The following is a 19,163-nucleotide window of genomic DNA, read 5'->3' on the forward strand; positions in this document are numbered from 1 at the left end:
CGAACGGCACCAGCAACGCATCGAAGGCCGACATGCGGGGATGGGACGCTGAGCCAATCGATCTTTTTTGCGACGCCCGAGCCGCCTGGTGGACGTCATCCCGGCACAAAAATCCCCACGGCTGCAATTGCCATTGCAAGTGTTGCAAGCCACCCTCCCCACGCAAGCGGCCCCGCAATGGCGAATTCGCCCATGACCCGCTTGCTCCGAGCCATCAGCATCATGATGACCATGATGGGGACCGCCGTTACCCCGTTGATCACGGCGCTCCAATACAACGCGCGGATCGGATCGAAATGCATGAACGTGATGGCAACACCACCCACGGTCGCCAATGCGATGACCGCATAGAATTCTCGCGCGAGCGTCAACTTCAGGGCGAGGCTATTGCGCCAGCGGAATGTGCCGGCCGCCGCGTATGCGGTCGATCCGGCGAGCACCGGCAGCGCCAGCAGGCCGGTGCCGACGATCCCGAGCGCGAACAGCATATAAGCGAAGCGACCCGCGATCGGCGCAAGGGCCCGCGCGGCGTCAGCCGACGTCTTGACCTCGATGTGGTGCGCATGCAGCGTAGCCGCCGCGGTGAGCACGATGAAGAAGGCAATGACATTCGATACGCCCATCCCCAGCCAGGTATCGAAACTGATTCGGCGCAGTTGCGCCGGGGCCTGGTGGGGAACGCGGCGAAGCGGCCCCTCGCGCGGCGCGGATTGCAGTTCCTCGACTTCCTGCGAGGCCTGCCAGAAGAACAGGTACGGGCTGATGGTCGTGCCGAGGACAGCGACGACCGTCGTGAGGTAGTCCGATTGCAGCACGATATGCGGCCATACGATCGCGCGGCCCACCTCGGTCCACTGGATCGGGACGATCAACGCAACCGCCACATAAGCGAGCAGGATCAGCGCCGTCCACTTGAGAAGGCGTGCGTACCGTTCATAGGGAACGAACACCTGAAGCACGACCGACAGGCCACCCAGCCCAACCACGTAGAGCTGGTGCGGCCCGGGGAGCAGCAAGCCGGCCGCGGCGCCCATCGCCGACAGGTCGGCGGCGATGTTGATGACGTTGGCGATCATCAGCAGCACGACCGCGCTGTAGAGCAGCCACATCGGGTAGTGAGCCCGCATGTTCGATGCAAGCCCCTTGCCGGTCACTCGCCCGATCCGCGCGCTCGCCAGTTGGATGGCCGTCATGAGCGGGTAGGTCAGGAGGAGGGTCCATAGCAATTCGAATCCGAACTGCGCGCCGGCTTGCGAATACGTACCAATGCCCGACGGATCGTCGTCGGCCGCGCCGGTAATCAAGCCGGGGCCAAGGCGACGTACCCAGTTCGGGCCGGCGGGCTTAGGCGCGGTTTTCTCGAATTCGAGCGGTTCAGGGTCGTTCATGATGGCGGCCTCCCGATACGGCCTCAGCAATTCACGTACCCGTCCAATACGGTCGCCATCCGATACGCGCGGTGGTTCGATCCTCGTGGATCACGCGAGGCCTCCCCCTCACGCTTGTTTCTGCGTGATGTTTCGAGTCACGCTGGTCGGGCGGGACGGCCGCTTGTTGCGGGGTCCGCCTGCCCTCCATCGGGATATCGATCGCGACCGGGTCGCTGCACGGTGACGCTGCGGGCGATCCGGCTGGAGGCCACCGCACCGCCCCGTGCCGGCCCGGCCCGGCCGATCATTGGATCGGCGACGTCGTACCCAGCTTCTCCGACAGCATCCGCTCATACACGCCGAAGTGCAGATCGACCTCCTTTTGCGTGACGGGCGTGACCGTGATGTTGATCTGGTCAGGCAGCAGGCCCAGCACCACCGCCACGGCCGCTTCGAGTTGCGGCGCACAAAACTTGTCCTCCGCCATCGTGGTGCCCACGACGACGTCGTAAGTCTTTTCCTGCCGGCAGACGACCTCGACGAGCCGAGCCCGCGCGCTCATGTTGTTGTCGATCGCCAGCCGGACGACCTCCGCCACGGTGCGCATCGACTCTGTCGGAAACCCCCTCGTCGAGCGCAGCCGAATACGGTGTCTGCCGAGCGTAATCCAGTCCGTGTCGAATTCCATGGCGCCCTCCGTAACGCAGTACCGATTCGCCGCGATGATAGGGTCCAGCGCGACAATTTCAAGGGCAAAAAATGAGGGTTTCCCCCTTGAAATTCTCCGCAGAATTCCTATCTTAAGTTTCGCTCAGGCAGACGCGCGGGTCGCTTCATTCCGCGCGCTGCGTGTTTCGATTTGTTTGCCATGCAGTCCGGCAGGCGAACTGGAGCGCGTAGGCCCGTTCGCCTCCATGCTGCGACAAGCCAGGAGGACAAGATCATGAGCGATCTCTATTTCGGAACCGACCTCTTCAGCGAGTTCGACCGCCTGCAGCAACAGATGGCGCAACGCTTCGGCGGCTTCCCGTCCAGCATTCGCGCGAGCCGTTTCGGCACGTTCCCTCAGATCAATATCGGCGCGACAGACGATTCAATCGAGATCGTCGCGTTCGCGCCCGGCGTCGACGCCGCCGCGCTCGATGTGTCGATCGACAAGGGGCTGCTGACCATTGGCGGCGAACGCAAATCGGCACAACGCGACACCGGGGGTGAGCGGCGCACCTATGCGCAAGAGCGCTTTGCCGGAACGTTCCGGCGGGTCATCGAGCTGCCCGAGGCCGCCGATCCCGACAAGGTCCAGGCGCACTACGAAAACGGGTGTCTATCCATCAGTATTGGCAAGCGTGAATCGTCCCGGCCGCGTGCCATCGCTGTCCAGTAAGAGAGGGAGCCGATCATGAAAGACACTACCCAACTGGCGGAACGCGACGCGTCCGCCGTTGCGCGTCGCGATACCGAACAGGCCGTGCGCCGGATGACACTCGTGCCGGCCGTCGACGTCTACGAGGACAGTCAAGGCGTCACGCTGTGGGCCGATTTGCCCGGCGTGACGAAGGACAAGCTGGACGTGAAGGTTCACGACAGCAGCCTCCTGATCGAGGCCGAGGCCGTGGTGCCGACGCCGGCCAATCTGCGGCTTCAGCATGCCGAGGTTCGGGAGCCGCATTTCGCCCGCACGTTTACGCTGTCGGCGGATCTCGACTCGTCCAGGATCGAGGCGAGCCTTCAGGACGGGGTGCTGAAGCTGACCATCCCGCGCCGCGACGAAGCGCGTCCACGACGCATCGAAATCAAGACCCGCTGACGCGTCATGAGCCAAGGCGCAGCACGCGCCCCTCCGTCGACGCAGAACAGGATCAGCGACGCTTCGCTGCCTGAGTCGACGCAGGCGTATGGGTGAGGACACGCGCTCCGGATCCGCACGATCCCCGTGACGCGAATCACGGCGCGCGTGTCCGCACCGGACGGCTACGCCAGGCTCAAAACAGACTGGAGATCAATCGGAGGACGCCATGAATGCCGATCCGAAAAAGTGGAACCCGTTCAAGTTCCTTCGCGGGGCCACCCGCAAGTCCGATCCGGAAGGCCCGGACAGTCCGCCGACAGGCGAGCCGGGGCGTGCGTCATGGCCCGACATTTCGCGACTGTTTTCACGAGAACCATGGCGCGCCATGGAGGAATTCCTTCATGACCCGTTCGCTGGCAACGGCGCGCTCGAACGGTGGTTTGGCGACTTCAGTTCATCGCGCTTCCAGCCGCGCATCGACGTCGTCGATGAAGGCCCGGTGCTGCGCGTGACCGCCGAACTGCCCGGAATGGAGCGCGAAGATCTGAAGGTGAGCGTCGAGGATGGCGCCATCGTGCTGCGCGGAGAGAAAAGGCAAGACGTGCGCAGTGAAGAAAACGGTTGCTACCGGCTGGAGCGCGCCCATGGAAGCTTCGTGCGCACGATCCCGATGCCGGACAATGCCGACCCTGAGCACACCTTGGCAAAATTCGACAACGGTGTCCTCACGTTGACCGTACCGAAATCGGAGCCGGCCAGGCCCACCAGTCGCACGATCGATATCGGCTGAGCGGGTTTCCCGTGCCATCGACGCGATCGAGTCAGGAGGACAACTGATGGATGTCGACGCGCATCATGCCCCGCGTGTCGCTTGGAACCGGCGGGGCCGATTCAGTCTTCCTCCATCAGATAGCGAATCACGAGTGCCGGATCGGCGATATCGAGAATCAGTCGGCGCAGAATCCGTCGGCGCATGTGGTCCGCGTCGAGGCTCCAGGGCGCCCCCTTCTCGTTGAGATAACGGGTGATGGCGTCCCGGTGATCCGCGTTTGCCGGCAAATCGAGCCGAACAGCCAGCAGTCCTGCCACGACGTCGTCAAGCTCGATGTCGAGCGGCTTCGAGTCGATGCAAAGTTCGAGTTTCATGTCGATCATCGGCAAAAAGGGGCGCCGCATGAGGTGAGGCAGCCTGCGGCGCCAAACGACTTGCACCGGCCGCGACTGTTGGCCGGTGCGTACACGACCCGCTGCCGGGGGTCAGTGCTCGAACTCAGGTGCGACCGACTGCCCCGGTTTGGGGTCTTTCGGCGCTTCGGCGACCGTTGCGTCCGTCGTCAGGATGAGCCCGGCAATCGATGCGGCGTTCTGCAATGCCGTGCGCGTGACCTTGGTCGGATCGACCACACCCGCCTCGACAAGATCGCCATATTCACCGGTGGCCGCGTTGTAGCCAAAGTTGCCCTTGCCTTCAAGCACTTTCGCCACGACGACCGACGGTTCATCGCCGGCATTCGCGGCGATCACACGCAGCGGTGCTTCGAGCGCGCGCAGCACGATCTGAATGCCCGCGTCCTGATCGCCGTTGGCGCCTTTCAGGCTCGTCGCCGTGGAACGCGCGCGCAGCAGCGCCACGCCGCCACCCGGCACGATGCCCTCCTCGACCGCCGCGCGGGTGGCATGCAGCGCATCGTCGACGCGATCCTTTTTCTCCTTCATTTCGACTTCGGTGGCGGCCCCGACCTTGATGACGGCCACCCCGCCGGCCAGCTTCGCCACGCGCTCCTGAAGCTTCTCGCGATCGTAGTCGCTCGTGGCTTCGTCGATCTGCGTACGGATGGACTTCACGCGCGCCTCGATGTGCTGCGCGTCGCCCGCGCCGTCGATGATGATCGTGTCGTCCTTGCGAACCTCGACGCGCTTCGCGCCGCCGAGGTCGTCGAGCGTGGCCTTCTGCAGTTGCTTGCCGGTTTCTTCCGAGATGACGGTTGCGCCGGTGAGGATGGCGATGTCTTCCAGCATGGCCTTGCGCCGGTCACCAAAGCCGGGCGCCTTGACGGCCACGACCTTGAGGATGCCTCGCATCGCGTTGACCACGAGCGTGGCCAGCGCTTCGCCATCGACGTCTTCGGCAACGATCAGCAGCGGCTTGCCTGCCTTGGAGGCCGCCTCGAGGATCGGCAGCAGATCCCGGACGTTCGAGATCTTCCTGTCGTGCAACAGGATCAGCGCGTCGTCCAGATACGCCGCCTGCTTTTCCGGATCGTTGATGAAGTAGGGGCTGACGTAGCCGCGATCGAACTGCATCCCTTCAACGACATCCAGCTCGTTCTCGAGGGACTTGCCATCCTCGACCGTGATGACCCCTTCCTTGCCGACTTTCTCCATGGCATCCGCGATTATCTTGCCGATCGCCTCGTCGGAGTTGGCCGAGATCGAACCCACCTGCGCGATTTCCCGGTTCGTGGAAATCGGCTTGGACAGTTTGCGCAGTTCATCCAGCACGGCGGCCACGGCCTTGTCGATGCCGCGCTTGAGGTCCATCGGATTCATGCCGGCGGCAACGTGCTTCATGCCTTCCTGCACGATCGCCTGCGCGAGCACGGTGGCCGTGGTGGTGCCGTCGCCGGCCACGTCGGCGGTCTTCGATGCGACCTGCTTGACGATCTGCGCGCCCATGTTCTCGAAGCGGTCCTTCAGCTCGATTTCCTTCGCGACCGACACGCCGTCCTTCGTGATGGTGGGCGCGCCGAAGCTGCGCTCGATCACCACGTTGCGGCCTTTCGGCCCGAGCGTGACCTTCACGGCATCGGCCAGCACGTTCACGCCGTCGACGATACGGGCGCGGGCGCTGTCGTGGAATTTGACGTCTTTTGCACTCATCTTGTGGCTCTGGATAGAAGTCGTTGATGCGATGTGTCACGAACACCCGGTGGGAGTTCGCGATCTACCCGGGATCTCAGGCGGCCTGGCGGGACGCGCCGGTATCGGCTTCGAGGACGCCCATGACGTCCTCCTCGCGCATGACGAGGAGTTCCTCGCCATCGACCTTGACGGTCTGGCCCGCGTATTTGCCGAAGAGAACCTGGTCACCCGCTTTCAACTGGAGCGCGCGAAGCGTTCCATCCTGCAGCAGCCGGCCACTGCCGACCGCGACGACTTCACCCTGCTCGGGCTTTTCCGCGGCCGAATCGGGAATCACGATGCCCGAGGCCGTCGTCCGCTGCGTTTCGATTCGCTTGACGATAACCCGGTCGTAGAGGGGACGAATCTGCATTCTCATCTCCTGAGCGATTAAAGGATCGAAAAAGGAATCCGCCTGCCGGGCATGGCGACGCAAGCGCCGCTGCCGGGCAGCCGTGCCACTGTCTGGCGGAAAGCGAAATAGAGGTGCTGGTCGCCCGCTTCAAGGGGGCGAAATCGGCTCTTTGTAACAAATTGTTTCAGCGCAACGCGAGGGATGCGTTGAGCCGTGCCGAGGTGATAAACCATGCGCCCGTGTCCATGCCGGCGCGGGGCTCAAGGCTCACCGGACAGGGTGGCTGGCGCCCGCCACCGGCCTCAAGTCCGTCGTCGCAGACTTCGTGTTCGACGCGTGATTGCGGACGTACGGTCCTGATCTGTCGCGCAACCCGTCGAACCCGCGCCGTCTTCGAATTCACGTACTTCGGCGTCAGTCGATGCGAACCTGCACGCCGTCTTCATCGAACACGGTGACCGCACCGGTATCCGCATGCGTCACTTCATAGTGATACATCTTGCTGCCCTCACCCTGTTCGACTTCGTATGCCCGGATTTGCTCGTCCGGCAATGTTCCGAGCCGCGCGAAGCGGCAGGTGAAGATGTCCGGCACGACGCTGCCTGGGCGGATCGCAACGATCCGGCCGATCGAATCCTCGATCGAATCGTACTCGGCCGGCAGACGCCATTGCCCGGAAGCATCGAGCACGCCCCAGTGTTCGTCTTCGCGGGCGGCCCAACACTCGCTGCCGGAGTGTTGCAGCACGGTCAACGCCGCAAAACGGCACGGGACGACCTGTACCCCGTTGCGATCCACCACCCCGAACTTGCCGTCGTGCCGCACCCGCGCATATTCCCCGCGCCAGAATGCCCAGACGTGCTCGTACTGCACCGGCGTAATCTCTTTTCCTTGGCTATCGATATGCCCATAACGGTCGCCTTGCCGGACGACGGCAACTTCCATCCATGAATCGAAACCGATCTCGTCGTAGCGCGGCGGCACCAGCACCTCGCCCGTGATCGCCATGATGCCCATTTTTTCGTCCTGCTCGAACACTTCGATCTGCTCGTAGTAGATCGACGTCAACGGTTCCCACCCGTAGTCGTAGTGATCCTGGTTGATCAGTTCGCGAAAGCTGGTGACCTCTTCTGCGGCCAGGCCTTCGCATTGGTCGAGCATGGCGGGATCGTCGGCCTCGATCGCGTGCTCGATCCTCGCGTTGTCGCGCTCGATGCGCGCCAGCAGCGCTTGGGCCTGTTCAACGTGCGGCTTCACGGACAGGTTGAACACATCCCATCCGTTCAGGTGAAAGTAGCGGTGGACCGCGCGATTCCCGAGGAACGCCAATATCTTGCGCTTCGCTTCCCGGAATGCGTCGAGATCGTCGATCAGGCGGTCGGCGTGACGTTCCAGGAACGCGTACAACCGGGCCATCCGTGCGTTGCCGCCTTCCGCTTCGGCATAGATTCCGTCATCGTCGCCGGTATCGTTGCAACGATTGCGCGCAAGGAATGGCCCAGCCGCGAGCAGCGGACTCAGCACCGTCGGGAAGTCATAGTTCCACTCCACCATGTTCAGGCATGGCGTGTCGGCCGGACCGATGTCCTGGAGGTTGAACATGTACATGCGATGCGCCATCGGAGTTCCTTGTCATGAGTGATGCGTCGGCATTCAGCGGCCCGGGTGCTCATGATAGCGGCTCGCCAGTCCACTGATCGAACCGGCCGGTTCTGAAAAGACGGCATGCCGCCCCTTCGCGATGTCATTCAACGCAAACCGAACACATCCTTGTCTCGGATATCGACGGCACGCTGACGGATTCGGTCGCGATGCATCAGTCTGCATTCCTGACCACGCGCGGGGTGGTTGTCTTTCCGGATTTCGACGATGACCGGCCTGAACTGCTTGGACCCGCATCGGCTGGCCGAGAAATAAAACCGTCACTCAGGGCGTTCTGCTCCGCTCCGACTGCGTGCCGGATTGTTCCGGCACCGCAGTTGCGATCGGCCGGATCAAACCGCCAGGCACAGATATTTGATGACGACGTAGTCGTCGATGCCGTAGTGCGAGCCTTCGCGGCCGAGGCCCGACTGCTTCACGCCACCGAACGGCGCGACTTCGTTCGAGATCAGGCCCGTGTTCACGCCGACCATCCCGTATTCGAGCGCTTCCGCCACCTTCCACACGCGGCCGATGTCGCGGCTGTAGAAGTACGCGGCCAGGCCGAACTCGGTGTCGTTCGCGAGGCGGATCACTTCGTCGTCGCTGCCGAACTTGAACAGCGGCGCGAGCGGCCCGAACGTCTCTTCCTTCGCGACCTTCATCGCCGGCGTGACACCCGTCAGCACGGTCGGCTCGAAGAAGCCGTGGCCGAGCGCGTGGCGCTTGCCGCCCGTCACGACGGTCGCACCCTTCGCGAGCGCGTCCTCGATGTGCGCCTCGACCTTCAGCACGGCGGCTTCGTTGATCAGCGGACCTTGCGTGACGCCCGGCTCCGTGCCGCGGCCCACCTTCAGCTGGCCGACGGCTGCCGCGAGCTTCTGCGCGAACTGGTCGTACACGGCTTCATGCACGTAGAAACGGTTCGTGCACACGCAGGTCTGGCCGCTGTTGCGGTACTTCGATGCGATCGCGCCCTGCACGGCTGCATCGAGGTCGGCGTCGTCGAACACGATGAACGGCGCGTTGCCGCCAAGCTCCAGCGACACCTTCTTGACCGTCGCCGCGCATTGCGACATCAGCAGGCGGCCGACCGGCGTCGAGCCGGTGAACGACAGCTTGCGCACGATCGGGTTCGACGTCAGCTCGCCGCCGATCGCTTTCGGATCGCCCGTGACGACGCTGAACACGCCCGCCGGCACGCCCGCGCGCTCGGCCAGCACGGCCATCGCGAGTGCGGAGAACGGCGTCGCCTCAGCCGGCTTCACGACGATCGGGCAGCCTGCGGCAAGCGCCGGGCCGACCTTGCGCGTGATCATCGCCGCCGGGAAGTTCCACGGCGTGATCGCCGCGCACACGCCGATCGCTTCCTTCGTCACGACGATGCGCTTGTCGCTCGCCGGCGTCGGGATCGTGTCGCCGTACACGCGCTTGCCTTCTTCCGCGAACCACTCGAGGAACGATGCGGCATAGCCGATCTCGCCCTTCGCTTCGGCCAGCGACTTGCCCTGCTCGGTGGTCAGGATCAGCGCGAGGTCGTCGGCGTTTTCCATCATCAGGTCGTGCCACTTGCGCAGGACGACCGCGCGTTCCTTCGCGGTCTTCTTGCGCCACGCCGGCCAGGCGGCGTTCGCGGCTTCGATCGCGTGACGCGTTTCGGCCGTGCCCATCAACGGCACCGTGCCGACAAGGTTTCCGGTTGACGGGTCCCGGACTTCGAAGGTTTCGCCGCTTGCCGCGGCCTGCCATTCGCCGTTCACGTAGGCCTGTTGCCGGAACAGCGCCGGATCCTTCAACGCGCTTCCAAATTCCATCATCGTTCCTCGACTCGCAGAGACATGTATCGGTTGATCCGATACGAATCCAATATGAAATCCGGCCACGCAGCGGCATGTCGACTGTCATGGCGCTCCGAAGCCGGGTCAAGCATTGCAACAAAATCAGGACGGACTCGCGTCAGAAAAAGCGCTTCCGCCTCAACCGGTCCGATCGACGCGCCAGCACGATCATCCGGCATGTTTCCCACCGGCGATCCCTTGTCCCTCCGCCAACAGCGTCCGGGCAATTTCGGCGACCCTGCCGACATGCGCGATCGCCGCCTCGCTCGCAGCCGCGGCATTCCCGGCCCGTATCGCCGCCACGATCAGGCGCATCTCCTGGACCGCCTGATGCCCGCGATCGTCCGACGAAATGGTCATCGCTCTCAGGCGGTTGATCCGCGCCATGAGCGACTGCACGATTTCCCACGCCACCTGCTTTTTCCCCGCAAGAAACATGCGCTCGTAAAAGGACGTCGTGAGCATCCGGACGCTGCGGTAATCCCGGCTTTCGAATGCATCCCGGATGCGATCGATCAGCGCTTCCAGTTCCGCGATCGTCCGTTCGTCCGCCAGCCGTGCACATGCCGAAGCAGCCTCTCCTTCCAGCAAGCTCCGGATCTCGTAGATCTCGGCTGCCCGATCGAGATCGAGCACGGCGACGATCGGGCCCTGGTTGGGTACCGTATCGACGAGCCCTTCCGCCTCCAGATGGCGCAATACCTCGCGTACGACGGTACGGCTCACGCCCAGCTCTTCGCACAAGGTCCGCTCGACGAGCCGGTCGCCCGGCAGGAAGCGCGCGTCGAGGATGGCCGTGCGCATTTTCTCGAGAACGAGCTCCCGCAGCGTGGTCGTACGGCGCTCGACCTTCAGGGATGGAAACGATTCGTGCATCGCCGACTACCGGTTCATGCCTGCGCAAACAGGCGCACGTCGCGCGCGTCCCAGTCCACCAGCGCCTGGGTACCGACGATGATGCCGCTGTCCCGGTGATCGCCTGCCGGCATCCGGACGGAGATCTCCTGCTCCCACGGCGTCATGACCGAGTAGTGCATCGCGTCGCCGAGATATGTGATGTCGCGTACGGTCACCGGCAAGCCGGCCGTGCGTTGCGCCGCATCGACCGCATTGGCGGCACGGATGCGCATCTGCTCGGGGCGAACCATCAGCGTGCCGTCTCCGCCGACGGCGACGGACGCATTGCCCGCGGTCGCCACTGCGTGGCCGCTCGGAAACACCGCGCTCGATTGCGCGGTGCCGCCCGAGGTGACGCGCACCGGAAGAAAATTGGAATTGCCGATGAAGTTCGCGACAAAGCGCGAAGCCGGGTTCGCGTAAAGCTCCTCGCCCGTCCCGCATTGCTCGATGCAGCCCTTGTTGAACACGGCAATCCGGTCCGACAGGCGCAGTGCCTCCTCCTGGTCGTGCGTGACGTAGAGAATGGTGACGCCGGTTTCCTGGTGAATGCGGCGCAGTTCGAGCTGGATCTCTTCGCGCAGCTTCTTGTCGAGCGCGGACAGCGGCTCGTCCATCAGCAGCACCGGCGGATCGTAGGCAAGTGCGCGCGCGATCGCCACGCGCTGCTGCTGGCCGCCGGACAACTGGGCCGGCATGCGGTCACGGAACTCCGACAGGTGGACGAGCGCCAGCATCCTGTCGACCTTCCTGCGAATCTCGGATTCCGGCTGGCGGCGCACCCGTAACGGAAAGGCGACGTTCTGGCCGACGGTCATATGCGGAAACAGCGTGTAGCGCTGGAACACCATGCCGATATTGCGCTTGTTCGGCGCCACGGCGAGCAACGGCTTGCCGTCGAGCAGCACCCGGCCCTCGGTCGGCTCCTGAAAGCCGGCGACGATATACAGCGTGGTGCTCTTGCCGGAGCCCGACGGCCCGAGGAACGTCATGAATTCGCCCTTTCGGACATCGAGCGACACCTGGTCGATCGCGACGACATCGTCGTAGGTCTTGCGCAGGCGCTGGATTTGCAGGAATGCGGAAGTCATGGCTCGGTCACCTCACTTATCGAGCGCGGCGCCGCAGCATCGCGCCCGCCAACATCAGAACGGTCGTCAAGCCGACCAGCAACGAAGACGCGGCCGCGACGACCGGCGTCAGGTCCTGGCGCAGCGTCGCCCAGATACGGACGGGCAGCGTCTGCAAGGTCGGGCTCGACATGAAGATCGACACCACCACTTCGTCCCACGACGCGAGAAACGAGAAGATCGCGGCCGCGAACAGGCCCAGCCGGATCGCGGGTATCGTCACGCGCAGCTTGACTTCGAGCGGCGACGCACCGCAGATCAGCGCGGCCTCCTCGAGCGCGGTGTCGAAGCTCGCGAGCGAGTTGCTGATCGAAATGATCGAGAACGGCAACGCGATGATGAGGTGGCCGATCACGAAGCCCGTCATCGTGCCGTCCAGGCCGACGCGCAGAACGAATGCATAGAGCGCCACGGCCAGCACGACCACCGGCAACACCATCGGCGTGAGGAAGAACGCCTGCACGGCGGCGCGACCGCGGAACTTGCCGCGCACTAGCGCCAGCGACCCGAGAAAGCCGATCAGCACCGACAGCACGGTCACGATGATGGCCAGCCTGGCGCTCGTCATCAGCGAATCGAGCCAGCCCGCGTCGGTGAACAACTGGCGGTACCAGTCCAGCGTCCAGCCGGGGGGCGGGAAGATCAGCCACTGCGAATCGCCGAACGACAGCGCGACGATGAACAGGATCGGGAGCAGAAGAAACAGGGCAACCGCGCCGCCGACCGACAGCAGCAGCCAGCGCAACGCACCCAGACGGTCGAAATCCAGCAACATGTCAGCGACCTCCCATGCCGGTGCGCGCGGCACCCGTAAAGCGCAGCTGAAGCGCATAGAGCGACAGCGTCACCGCAAGCAGCACCAGTGCCGCGGCGCCGGCGAGCCCCCAGTTCAGCAACTGCTGGACGAGCTGCGCGATCAGTTCCGCCAGCATCATGTATTGCGCGCCGCCCAGCAGTGCCGGCGTCACGAAATAGCCGAGCGCCATCACGAACACCATCAGCGCACCCGACGCGATGCCGGGCATCGCGAGCGGCACGAGGATCCGCCAGAACGCCTGCCAGCGGGTCGCCCCGCAGACCGCCGCGGCGCGCAGCGTGGACGGGTCGATGCCGCGCAGCGTCGCGTGCAGCGGCATCACGAGGAACGGCAGCATGATGTAGGTCATGCCGATCGTCACGCCGACCAGGTTGTTCACCAGCGCCAGCGGCTCGCTGACGATGCCGAGCGCCATCAACACCCGATTGATCGGCCCGGTTGCCTGCAGCAGGACCATCCACGCAAACGTCCGCGCCAGCAGGTTGGTCCACATCGACAGCAGCAGGATCGAGAACAGCACCGAGCTCAGCTTCCTGGGCGCGATGGCGAGCAGCCATGCTGTCGGAAAGCCGATCGCGACGGTCACCACCGTCACGACGGTTGCAACCAGGAACGTGTTCCCGAACACGCGCAGGTAGGTGGTCGAACCGAGCAGTTGCACGTAGTTCTGCAGGCCGGGCGCCGGCTCGAGCACGCTGCGCAACAGCAGCGACAGCACCGGCAGCAGGAAGAAGATCGCAAGCAGCAGCATCGCCGGGATCAGCAGGCGGATGTTGCGCCAGTCGGGCCGCCTGCGCGCGGCCTTCGCCGGCGGATGAGCGACGGTACTCAGAACATTGGGCATGGTGTCTCCTGCCTGTCTCCTGTTTCGGTCATGCGCCGCCCGCGTCACGGGCGGGTCGGGGCATGCCTGCGTCGATTGCGTCGACGTCGGGTCGTGCTACTTCGATTGCCACGCGTACCAGCGCTTCGCGATAGCGTCGCGATGGTCGGCCCAGTACTTCATGTCCAGGTTGATCTGCGAATCCTTGTACTGATCGGGCAGCGTCTTCGCCACCGCGGCGGGCATCAGCGCCGCCGACTTCACGTTGATCGGCGCGTACCCCGTATCCGCCGCGAACTTCGCCTGCGCCTGGGCGCTAGTGGCCGCCGCCAGGAACTTCATCGCTTCGGCCTTGTGCTTCGCGCCCTTCGGAATCACGAGCATGTCGGCAGCCGTCAGGTTCTGGTTCCACGAGATGCCGACCGGCACGCCGGTCTGTGCGAGCGCATGCAGGCGCCCATTCCAGAACATGCCCATCGGCGCCTCGCCCGACGCGAGCAATTGCTGCGACTGCGCGCCGCCGCTCCACCACACGATGTTGCTCTTGATCGTGTCGAGTTTTTTGAATGCCCGATCGAGGTCGAGCGGATAGAGCTTGTTCGCCGGTACGCCGTCGGCCAGCAGCGCGATTTCGAGCACGCCGGGCGCGGACCACTTGTAGAGCGTCCGCTTGCCCGGGAATTTCTTCGTATCGAACAGGTCGGCCCACGACTGCGGTTGCGCGCCCTTGAAGCTCGACTTGTTGAAGCCCAGCACGAACGAGTAGTAGAAGCTCCCCACCGCATGGGTCGTCGAGAAGCGCGGGTCGAGCTCGTCCTTCTTCACCACCGAGTAATCGATCGGCTCGACGAGGCCGGCCTGCGCGGCCGCGTACGCGAAGTCGCCCTCCACGTCCACCACGTCCCAGTTGACGTTGCCGCTGTCGACCATCGCCTTGAGCTTGCCGTAGTCGGTCGGCCCGTCCATCAGCACGCTGATGCCGCTCGCCTGCGTGAACGGCTGCGCCCAATCCTTCTGCTGCGACGATTGCGTCGTGCCACCCCAGCTCGTGAACACAATCGGCTCCGCGGCCAGTGCCGGCGCCGCGGCGAGTGTCGCCGCGCAAAGCATGGCCATCGGGGCGAATCGTGAAAGGCTTCTGCTGCTCATCGTCTCTCTCCAGGGGAAAACGGTTGCGCATCGCGACCACCGGGGCGGCAGCCATCCGAACACGCGTATTCGGGCCGGCGACGCAGATCGCGCCGGCTTCATGATCTTGTTTTGCATCGCTTCGCCGCGATGGTGCCGACGCAGGCTACGCGTCGGCTTTCGTGGATAGGCAGGTATCCTCAATGTGAAAGCGCAAGCGTCTGCACCGTTCCTGCTTCCGCATCGCCGACATAGATGCCGTATGTGTCCTGCCTGCGTTCCCTCACATAGCGTTCGAGCATCGCGCGCACGGCGGCGTCGGTGATGTCGTGCCACGGAATCTGCCAGAGCGGCACGATGCGGATGCTGTCGTCGAACCATGGCGAACCGGTGGGAATCACGCGGCCGCGGTAATAGATGTGTACGCCCGGCCGCCGCTCGTCGCTCGCCTCGAACACCGCGAACAGGAAGTCGAGATGCACGTTGAGCCCGAGCTTCGCGAGTACGCCGCGCAGGCTGGCCGCGTCGCTGGCCGGTTCGAGCCTGATGCCGGCCGGCAACCGCAGCCCTTGCGCGGTGTCGACGAGCACGAGCCCGTCGCGATGTTCCAGGATCGCCCCAACGTAGGCGCGCGCGCCGAGCGCGCGACGCAATCCCGGCGTGTCGAATGCCTGTTCCGCGATTTGTCCGGTCATCGACTCAGCCATGGCGTTCTCCCGTGATCGCTGCGTTACTTGATGAGATTATGGTATTCCATCTTATGGCCCACAACAATGCGCACAGTATTATGGAATACCATGAGTTGAATCGACAGACAAAACGGCGGACAAAACAAAAGGCCGCCGGCAGGGTGTGCCGGCGGCCTTTCGTGTCGAACCGCGGGTGTCGAATCCCGCGCTCGGGATTCCGTCAATTGTCGGTGACGGCCTCGTTCTGTTGCGCGAGTGCCGCCAATGCCAACTCGGAGACGCGCTTGATGTGCGCGGCCGACGCCGCCGACGCCGCGTCGCCGTCGCGTCGTTCGATCGCGTCGAGCAGGCGATTCATCTCGGCGTTTGAGTCGCCGCCGCGCCCCGGCATTGCGATGGTCAGCGCGCGCAGCCGGTTGATGCGCGCGTTGAGCGTCTTGACGACCGTCAGCGACACCTGTTTCCCGGCTGCTTCGAACAGCGTTTCGTAGAAGCGCTCGGTGTACTCGAGCACGCGCGGCAACTCCTGCTTCTCGAACGCATCCTCGATCACCGCGCGGACCTCGCGCAGCTGCCGCACGACGTCGGGCGTCGCGCCCTCGGCACAGGCGCGCGCGGCATTGGCCTCGAGCAGGCCGCGCAACTCGTAGATCTCGCCGACCTGCGCGGGGTCGAGCCGCGCGACGACCGGCCCTTGCCGCGACACGGTCTCGACCAGCCCTTCGGTCTCCAGATGGCGCAGCACCTCGCGCACCACCGTACGGCTCACGCCGAGTTCGTCGCACAGCGTGCGCTCGACGAGCCGTGCGCCCGGCCGGAAATAGCCCTGCACGATCGCCCCGCGCAGTTTGTCGAGCGTCAGTTCACGCAGGGTCTTGGCGTTGCGGTCGATCTTGAGGTCTTGCATGGGCGGCACTCTGGAAACAGGTAGATGGCCTGCGGCCGGCCAGGAGCCGGATGCAGACATGGAATGCCATATTATGACTTAACTGTCAGCAGGCTTTCCATCCCGCGCGACCTCGGCTCGTGGCCCTCGACCGCCCTCAGCGCGCGGATCAGCCTTCCAGCCCTTCGACGATCGCGATCTGCGCCCGGCAATGCCCGTCCCGCTTCGACTTCGCCGCCTGGTACTCGGGCGAGTGATAACACGCGAGCGCCGTTTGCATGTCGTCGAAGCGGATCACCACGTGGCGCTCGAACGACTCCCCCTCCAGCACCTGCGACGCACCGCCCCGTGCGAGAAAAACGGCGCCGAACTTCCTGAACGCCTGCGGCGCGATGTCCGTGTAGTCCTTGTATTTCGCGGGGTTCAGCACCGTTACGTGAGCAATCCAGTACGCGGTCATTGTCCACCTCCACTTTCGAGAAATTTCCTGACGAGGGTTAACACTCATGGCATGCCGTAACATGGTATACCACAATGAATTCCACAATCAACGCACGAAAGGAAGGTGCCATGAGCCTGATTCGGAAATCCGTCCTCCATGTCGAGACCCTTTACGTCGATGGCGACAAGGTCGCGGCGAAGCCGCTGAAGATGATCGGGGCGGTCGCCGTGATCAAGAACCCGTGGGCGGGCCGCGGATATGTCGAGGACCTGTCGCCGGAGATTCGCGCGCTCGCGCCGCAGCTCAGCGAACACCTGACCAAATTGATCCTCGACGAAGCCGGTTCGGGCGACGCCGTCGAAGCGTTCGGCAAGAGTGCGATCGTCGGCCTCGACGGCGAGATCGAGCATGCGTCCGCGCTGATCCACACGCTGCATTTCGGCAACGCCTATCGCACGGCCGTCGGCGCGAAGTCGTACCTCGCGTTCAACAACACGCGCGGCCCGGCCAATGCGCCGCTGCTGATCCCGATGATGGACAAGAACGACGAAGGCCGCCGTTCCCACTACCTGACGCTCCAGTTCTCGATTCCGGACGCACCGGCCGCCGACGAACTGGTCATCGCCATCGGCGCCGCCACCGCCGGCCGTCCGCATCACCGCATCGGCGACCGCTACAAAGATCTCGCAGAGCTCGGAAATGACGTCAAGAATCCTGCCGCTGTCAAATAACCGCGTCGTCCACTATCTCGACGAGGGTGCCGGCGAACCGCTGGTCCTGATTCACGGCGTGGGCATGCAGGCGAACGCGTGGTATCCGCAGATCGACGACCTGTCGCGCGAATTCCGCGTGATTTCGGTCGACATGCCGGGCCACGGCGCGAGCGATGCCCTCGACACCGACGCCGACCTGCAGCAGTTCGTGCAGTGGGCGATCGAGTTCATCGACGCGCTTCACGCCGGCCCCGTGAACCTGGCGGGCCACTCGATGGGTTCGCTGATTGCCGCCGGCGTCGCCGTCACGCGGCCCGACCTGGTCAAGCGGGTGGCCGTCCTGAACGGCGTCTACCGTCGCACCGAGCAGGCACGCGAAGCCGTGCTGCAGCGCGCCGCGGAACTGCGTTCGGGAACGATCGACGTGGAAACGCCGCTGCGCCGCTGGTTCAACGCCGACGAAGCGCAGCAAGCCGCCGCGCGACAAGTCGAATCCTGGCTGCAGTCCGTCGACCTGGCGGGCTACGCCACCGCGTACACGGCGTTCGCGAAGGGCGACGAAGTGTATGCGGACGGCTGGCACCGGATTGCCTGCCCTGCTCTCGTGCTCACCGGGTCGGACGACCCGAATTCGACGCCGGAGATGGCCAGGCAGATGGCGCTGGCCGCGCACGACGGGAAGGCCGTCGTGATCGAGAACGAGCGCCACATGGTGAACCTGACCGCGCCCGACGAAGTCAATCGCGCCCTGCGTGCCTGGTTGCAGACCGAGCCACAGGCGGAAACCCTGAAATCGGAAGTGTGACATGAGCCAAGCAACCAGCCAGGAAGCCCCGGCGATCAACACCCGCGAGCTGCGCGACGCGTTCGGCGTGTTCATGACGGGCGTGACGATCGTCACCACCGCCCGCGACGACGACCAGCCGCTCGGCTTCACCGCGAATTCGTTCTCGTCCGTGTCGTTGGATCCCGCCCTGCTGCTCGTGAGCATCGCGAAGACGTCGAGCAATTACCAGACGTTTTCCACCACGGGCCATTTCGCGATCAACATTCTCGCGGAGGGGCAAAAGGACCTGTCCAACACGTTTGCCCGGCCCAGCGAAGATCGCTTCGCGAAGGTCGACTGGCAACTCAGCGCCCATCGCAATCCGCTCATCGACGACGTCAGCGCATGGTTCGACTGCACGACGCACGCGGTGATCGATGCGGGCGATCATGCGCTGCTGGTCGGCAAGGTCGAGGCGTTTCATTCCGCCGGCTACGCGGGCCTCGGCTACTACCGCGGCGGTTATTTCACGCCGGCGAAGGTGTCGGCCGAAGTCATCGCCGGGCCGAAGGTGATCGTCAGCGCGATCATCACGCGCGACGACAAGGTGCTCATGGAGAAGACGGCCGACGGCAAGTGGGCGCTGCCCACGAAGGAAATCGGCAACGAAGGCGCCGACAAGGCGCTCGCCGACCTCTTCCGGCGATACCAGCCGGACGCATCGGCAAGCTTTATCTATTCGGTCTACAACAATACCGAGACGCACTACCAGTACATCTCGTTCCTCTGCAGCGCACCGGACGAAGTGGCGGCGGCCGGCGAATTCGTGAACCTCGACGACATCGAGACGAGCGCGTTCCAGGACAGCGCCCTCGCGAGCATGCTCGAACGCTATCGCAGGGAGAGCCAGTTGAAGAGCTACGGCCTCTACTTCGGCGATCACAGCACCGGCACCGTCCGCCCGCTTCTTTCCTGAAA

Annotated in this window: 21 protein-coding genes and 1 pseudogene; 6 read left to right on the forward strand and 16 right to left on the reverse strand. The window is 64.3% G+C overall.

The window, feature by feature from the left end; all coding sequences use genetic code 11:
• Positions 1-95: 95 nt before the first annotated feature.
• Together CFB40_RS33185 and CFB40_RS33190 are read right to left on the reverse strand one after the other, a co-directional pair.
• Entirely contained in the window at positions 96-1,388 is a 1,293-nt protein-coding gene (locus CFB40_RS33185) for an NRAMP family divalent metal transporter (protein ID WP_089433694.1), read from the reverse strand.
• Between the two features lie 286 nt (positions 1,389-1,674).
• The gene (locus CFB40_RS33190; protein ID WP_089429691.1) at positions 1,675-2,058 is read right to left on the reverse strand and encodes a hypothetical protein; all 384 of its coding nucleotides are present in this window, start codon (positions 2,056-2,058) and stop codon (positions 1,675-1,677) included.
• A gap of 255 nt (positions 2,059-2,313) precedes the next feature.
• Here CFB40_RS33190 and CFB40_RS33195 point away from each other — a divergent pair, with 255 nt between their 5' ends.
• The 3 genes from CFB40_RS33195 (at position 2,314) to CFB40_RS33205 (ending at position 3,949) form a co-directional block, all read left to right on the forward strand.
• Positions 2,314-2,754: an Hsp20/alpha crystallin family protein gene (locus tag CFB40_RS33195; RefSeq protein ID WP_089433695.1), complete on the forward strand. Its 441-nt coding sequence runs from the start codon at positions 2,314-2,316 to the stop codon at positions 2,752-2,754.
• Positions 2,755-2,769: 15 nt separating this feature from the next.
• Entirely contained in the window at positions 2,770-3,177 is a 408-nt protein-coding gene (locus CFB40_RS33200) for an Hsp20/alpha crystallin family protein (protein ID WP_089429693.1), read from the forward strand.
• 208 nt (positions 3,178-3,385) lie between these two features.
• A complete protein-coding gene (locus tag CFB40_RS33205) occupies positions 3,386-3,949 on the forward strand; it encodes an Hsp20/alpha crystallin family protein (protein WP_089429694.1) in 564 nt (187 codons plus the stop codon).
• Between the two features lie 101 nt (positions 3,950-4,050).
• Here the strand turns inward: CFB40_RS33205 and CFB40_RS33210 are convergent, their stop codons facing one another.
• The 14 genes and pseudogenes from CFB40_RS33210 to CFB40_RS33270 all read right to left on the reverse strand — a co-directional run bounded on the left by CFB40_RS33210 (position 4,051) and on the right by CFB40_RS33270 (position 16,724).
• Positions 4,051-4,305, reverse strand: coding sequence for a hypothetical protein (locus CFB40_RS33210; RefSeq protein ID WP_089430122.1), 255 nt, complete (start codon positions 4,303-4,305; stop codon positions 4,051-4,053).
• Positions 4,306-4,416: 111 nt separating this feature from the next.
• The gene (groL, locus tag CFB40_RS33215; RefSeq protein ID WP_089433696.1) at positions 4,417-6,039 is read right to left on the reverse strand and encodes a chaperonin GroEL; all 1,623 of its coding nucleotides are present in this window, start codon (positions 6,037-6,039) and stop codon (positions 4,417-4,419) included.
• Positions 6,040-6,115: 76 nt separating this feature from the next.
• Positions 6,116-6,433, reverse strand: coding sequence for a co-chaperone GroES (locus tag CFB40_RS33220; RefSeq protein WP_089430123.1), 318 nt, complete (start codon positions 6,431-6,433; stop codon positions 6,116-6,118).
• A 17-nt stretch (positions 6,434-6,450) separates the two neighbouring features.
• The gene (locus CFB40_RS38380) at positions 6,451-6,648 is read right to left on the reverse strand and encodes a hypothetical protein (protein WP_143329922.1); all 198 of its coding nucleotides are present in this window, start codon (positions 6,646-6,648) and stop codon (positions 6,451-6,453) included.
• A gap of 181 nt (positions 6,649-6,829) precedes the next feature.
• Entirely contained in the window at positions 6,830-8,023 is a 1,194-nt protein-coding gene (locus tag CFB40_RS33225; protein WP_174970632.1) for a WG repeat-containing protein, read from the reverse strand.
• Positions 8,024-8,409: 386 nt separating this feature from the next.
• Positions 8,410-9,870: an NAD-dependent succinate-semialdehyde dehydrogenase gene (locus CFB40_RS33230; protein WP_373452704.1), complete on the reverse strand. Its 1,461-nt coding sequence runs from the start codon at positions 9,868-9,870 to the stop codon at positions 8,410-8,412.
• Between the two features lie 192 nt (positions 9,871-10,062).
• The gene (locus tag CFB40_RS33235) at positions 10,063-10,770 is read right to left on the reverse strand and encodes a GntR family transcriptional regulator (protein ID WP_089433698.1); all 708 of its coding nucleotides are present in this window, start codon (positions 10,768-10,770) and stop codon (positions 10,063-10,065) included.
• 14 nt (positions 10,771-10,784) lie between these two features.
• Complete coding sequence (locus tag CFB40_RS33240; protein WP_089433699.1) at positions 10,785-11,882, reverse strand: ABC transporter ATP-binding protein; 1,098 nt, start codon at positions 11,880-11,882, stop codon at positions 10,785-10,787.
• A gap of 16 nt (positions 11,883-11,898) precedes the next feature.
• Entirely contained in the window at positions 11,899-12,696 is a 798-nt protein-coding gene (locus CFB40_RS33245; RefSeq protein ID WP_089434018.1) for an ABC transporter permease, read from the reverse strand.
• A gap of 1 nt (position 12,697) precedes the next feature.
• Positions 12,698-13,582 carry an ABC transporter permease gene (locus tag CFB40_RS33250; protein ID WP_089433700.1) on the reverse strand — a complete coding sequence of 295 codons (885 nt, stop codon included), beginning with the start codon at positions 13,580-13,582 and terminating at the stop codon, positions 12,698-12,700.
• A gap of 96 nt (positions 13,583-13,678) precedes the next feature.
• Positions 13,679-14,710, reverse strand: coding sequence for an ABC transporter substrate-binding protein (locus CFB40_RS33255; RefSeq protein WP_089433701.1), 1,032 nt, complete (start codon positions 14,708-14,710; stop codon positions 13,679-13,681).
• 179 nt (positions 14,711-14,889) lie between these two features.
• Positions 14,890-15,321, reverse strand: a pseudogene (locus CFB40_RS33260) (flavin reductase); the annotation flags it as partial.
• 277 nt (positions 15,322-15,598) lie between these two features.
• Positions 15,599-16,285 (reverse strand): GntR family transcriptional regulator, encoded by a 687-nt coding sequence (locus CFB40_RS33265; RefSeq protein WP_071335973.1) that lies wholly within the window; start codon positions 16,283-16,285, stop codon positions 15,599-15,601.
• A gap of 148 nt (positions 16,286-16,433) precedes the next feature.
• Entirely contained in the window at positions 16,434-16,724 is a 291-nt protein-coding gene (locus CFB40_RS33270) for a DUF1330 domain-containing protein (RefSeq protein ID WP_089433702.1), read from the reverse strand.
• Positions 16,725-16,834: 110 nt separating this feature from the next.
• Between CFB40_RS33270 and CFB40_RS33275 the strand changes: the two genes are divergently transcribed.
• Genes CFB40_RS33275 through CFB40_RS33285 form a run of 3 tightly spaced genes read left to right on the forward strand, consistent with a single transcriptional unit; the run spans position 16,835 to position 19,161 of the window.
• Positions 16,835-17,437: an amino acid synthesis family protein gene (locus CFB40_RS33275; protein ID WP_089433703.1), complete on the forward strand. Its 603-nt coding sequence runs from the start codon at positions 16,835-16,837 to the stop codon at positions 17,435-17,437.
• Complete coding sequence (locus CFB40_RS33280) at positions 17,406-18,224, forward strand: alpha/beta fold hydrolase (protein WP_089433704.1); 819 nt, start codon at positions 17,406-17,408, stop codon at positions 18,222-18,224. The genes CFB40_RS33275 and CFB40_RS33280 overlap by 32 nt, the downstream gene beginning before the upstream one ends.
• Position 18,225: 1 nt before the next feature.
• Positions 18,226-19,161: a flavin reductase gene (locus tag CFB40_RS33285; RefSeq protein WP_089433705.1), complete on the forward strand. Its 936-nt coding sequence runs from the start codon at positions 18,226-18,228 to the stop codon at positions 19,159-19,161.
• The last annotated feature ends 2 nt before the right edge of the window (positions 19,162-19,163 follow it).

The organism is Burkholderia sp. AU31652, assembly GCF_002223155.1.
GTDB lineage: Bacteria > Pseudomonadota > Gammaproteobacteria > Burkholderiales > Burkholderiaceae > Burkholderia.

Excerpts from the sequence above, each read along its gene's own strand:
- CFB40_RS33185 (WP_089433694.1), bottom strand. The coding sequence starts at position 1,388 with ATGAACGACCCTGAACCGCTCGAATTCGAGAAAACCGCGCCTAAGCCC.
- CFB40_RS33190 (WP_089429691.1), bottom strand. The coding sequence starts at position 2,058 with ATGGAATTCGACACGGACTGGATTACGCTCGGCAGACACCGTATTCGG.
- CFB40_RS33195 (WP_089433695.1), top strand. The coding sequence starts at position 2,314 with ATGAGCGATCTCTATTTCGGAACCGACCTCTTCAGCGAGTTCGACCGC.
- CFB40_RS33200 (WP_089429693.1), top strand. The coding sequence starts at position 2,770 with ATGAAAGACACTACCCAACTGGCGGAACGCGACGCGTCCGCCGTTGCG.
- CFB40_RS33205 (WP_089429694.1), top strand. The coding sequence starts at position 3,386 with ATGAATGCCGATCCGAAAAAGTGGAACCCGTTCAAGTTCCTTCGCGGG.
- CFB40_RS33210 (WP_089430122.1), bottom strand. The coding sequence starts at position 4,305 with ATGAAACTCGAACTTTGCATCGACTCGAAGCCGCTCGACATCGAGCTT.
- groL (WP_089433696.1), bottom strand. The coding sequence starts at position 6,039 with ATGAGTGCAAAAGACGTCAAATTCCACGACAGCGCCCGCGCCCGTATC.
- CFB40_RS33220 (WP_089430123.1), bottom strand. The coding sequence starts at position 6,433 with ATGCAGATTCGTCCCCTCTACGACCGGGTTATCGTCAAGCGAATCGAA.
- CFB40_RS38380 (WP_143329922.1), bottom strand. The coding sequence starts at position 6,648 with ATGGTTTATCACCTCGGCACGGCTCAACGCATCCCTCGCGTTGCGCTG.
- CFB40_RS33225 (WP_174970632.1), bottom strand. The coding sequence starts at position 8,023 with ATGTACATGTTCAACCTCCAGGACATCGGTCCGGCCGACACGCCATGC.
- CFB40_RS33230 (WP_373452704.1), bottom strand. The coding sequence starts at position 9,870 with ATGGAATTTGGAAGCGCGTTGAAGGATCCGGCGCTGTTCCGGCAACAG.
- CFB40_RS33235 (WP_089433698.1), bottom strand. The coding sequence starts at position 10,770 with ATGCACGAATCGTTTCCATCCCTGAAGGTCGAGCGCCGTACGACCACG.
- CFB40_RS33240 (WP_089433699.1), bottom strand. The coding sequence starts at position 11,882 with ATGACTTCCGCATTCCTGCAAATCCAGCGCCTGCGCAAGACCTACGAC.
- CFB40_RS33245 (WP_089434018.1), bottom strand. The coding sequence starts at position 12,696 with ATGTTGCTGGATTTCGACCGTCTGGGTGCGTTGCGCTGGCTGCTGCTG.
- CFB40_RS33250 (WP_089433700.1), bottom strand. The coding sequence starts at position 13,582 with ATGCCCAATGTTCTGAGTACCGTCGCTCATCCGCCGGCGAAGGCCGCG.
- CFB40_RS33255 (WP_089433701.1), bottom strand. The coding sequence starts at position 14,710 with ATGAGCAGCAGAAGCCTTTCACGATTCGCCCCGATGGCCATGCTTTGC.
- CFB40_RS33265 (WP_071335973.1), bottom strand. The coding sequence starts at position 16,285 with ATGCAAGACCTCAAGATCGACCGCAACGCCAAGACCCTGCGTGAACTG.
- CFB40_RS33270 (WP_089433702.1), bottom strand. The coding sequence starts at position 16,724 with ATGACCGCGTACTGGATTGCTCACGTAACGGTGCTGAACCCCGCGAAA.
- CFB40_RS33275 (WP_089433703.1), top strand. The coding sequence starts at position 16,835 with ATGAGCCTGATTCGGAAATCCGTCCTCCATGTCGAGACCCTTTACGTC.
- CFB40_RS33280 (WP_089433704.1), top strand. The coding sequence starts at position 17,406 with ATGACGTCAAGAATCCTGCCGCTGTCAAATAACCGCGTCGTCCACTAT.
- CFB40_RS33285 (WP_089433705.1), top strand. The coding sequence starts at position 18,226 with ATGAGCCAAGCAACCAGCCAGGAAGCCCCGGCGATCAACACCCGCGAG.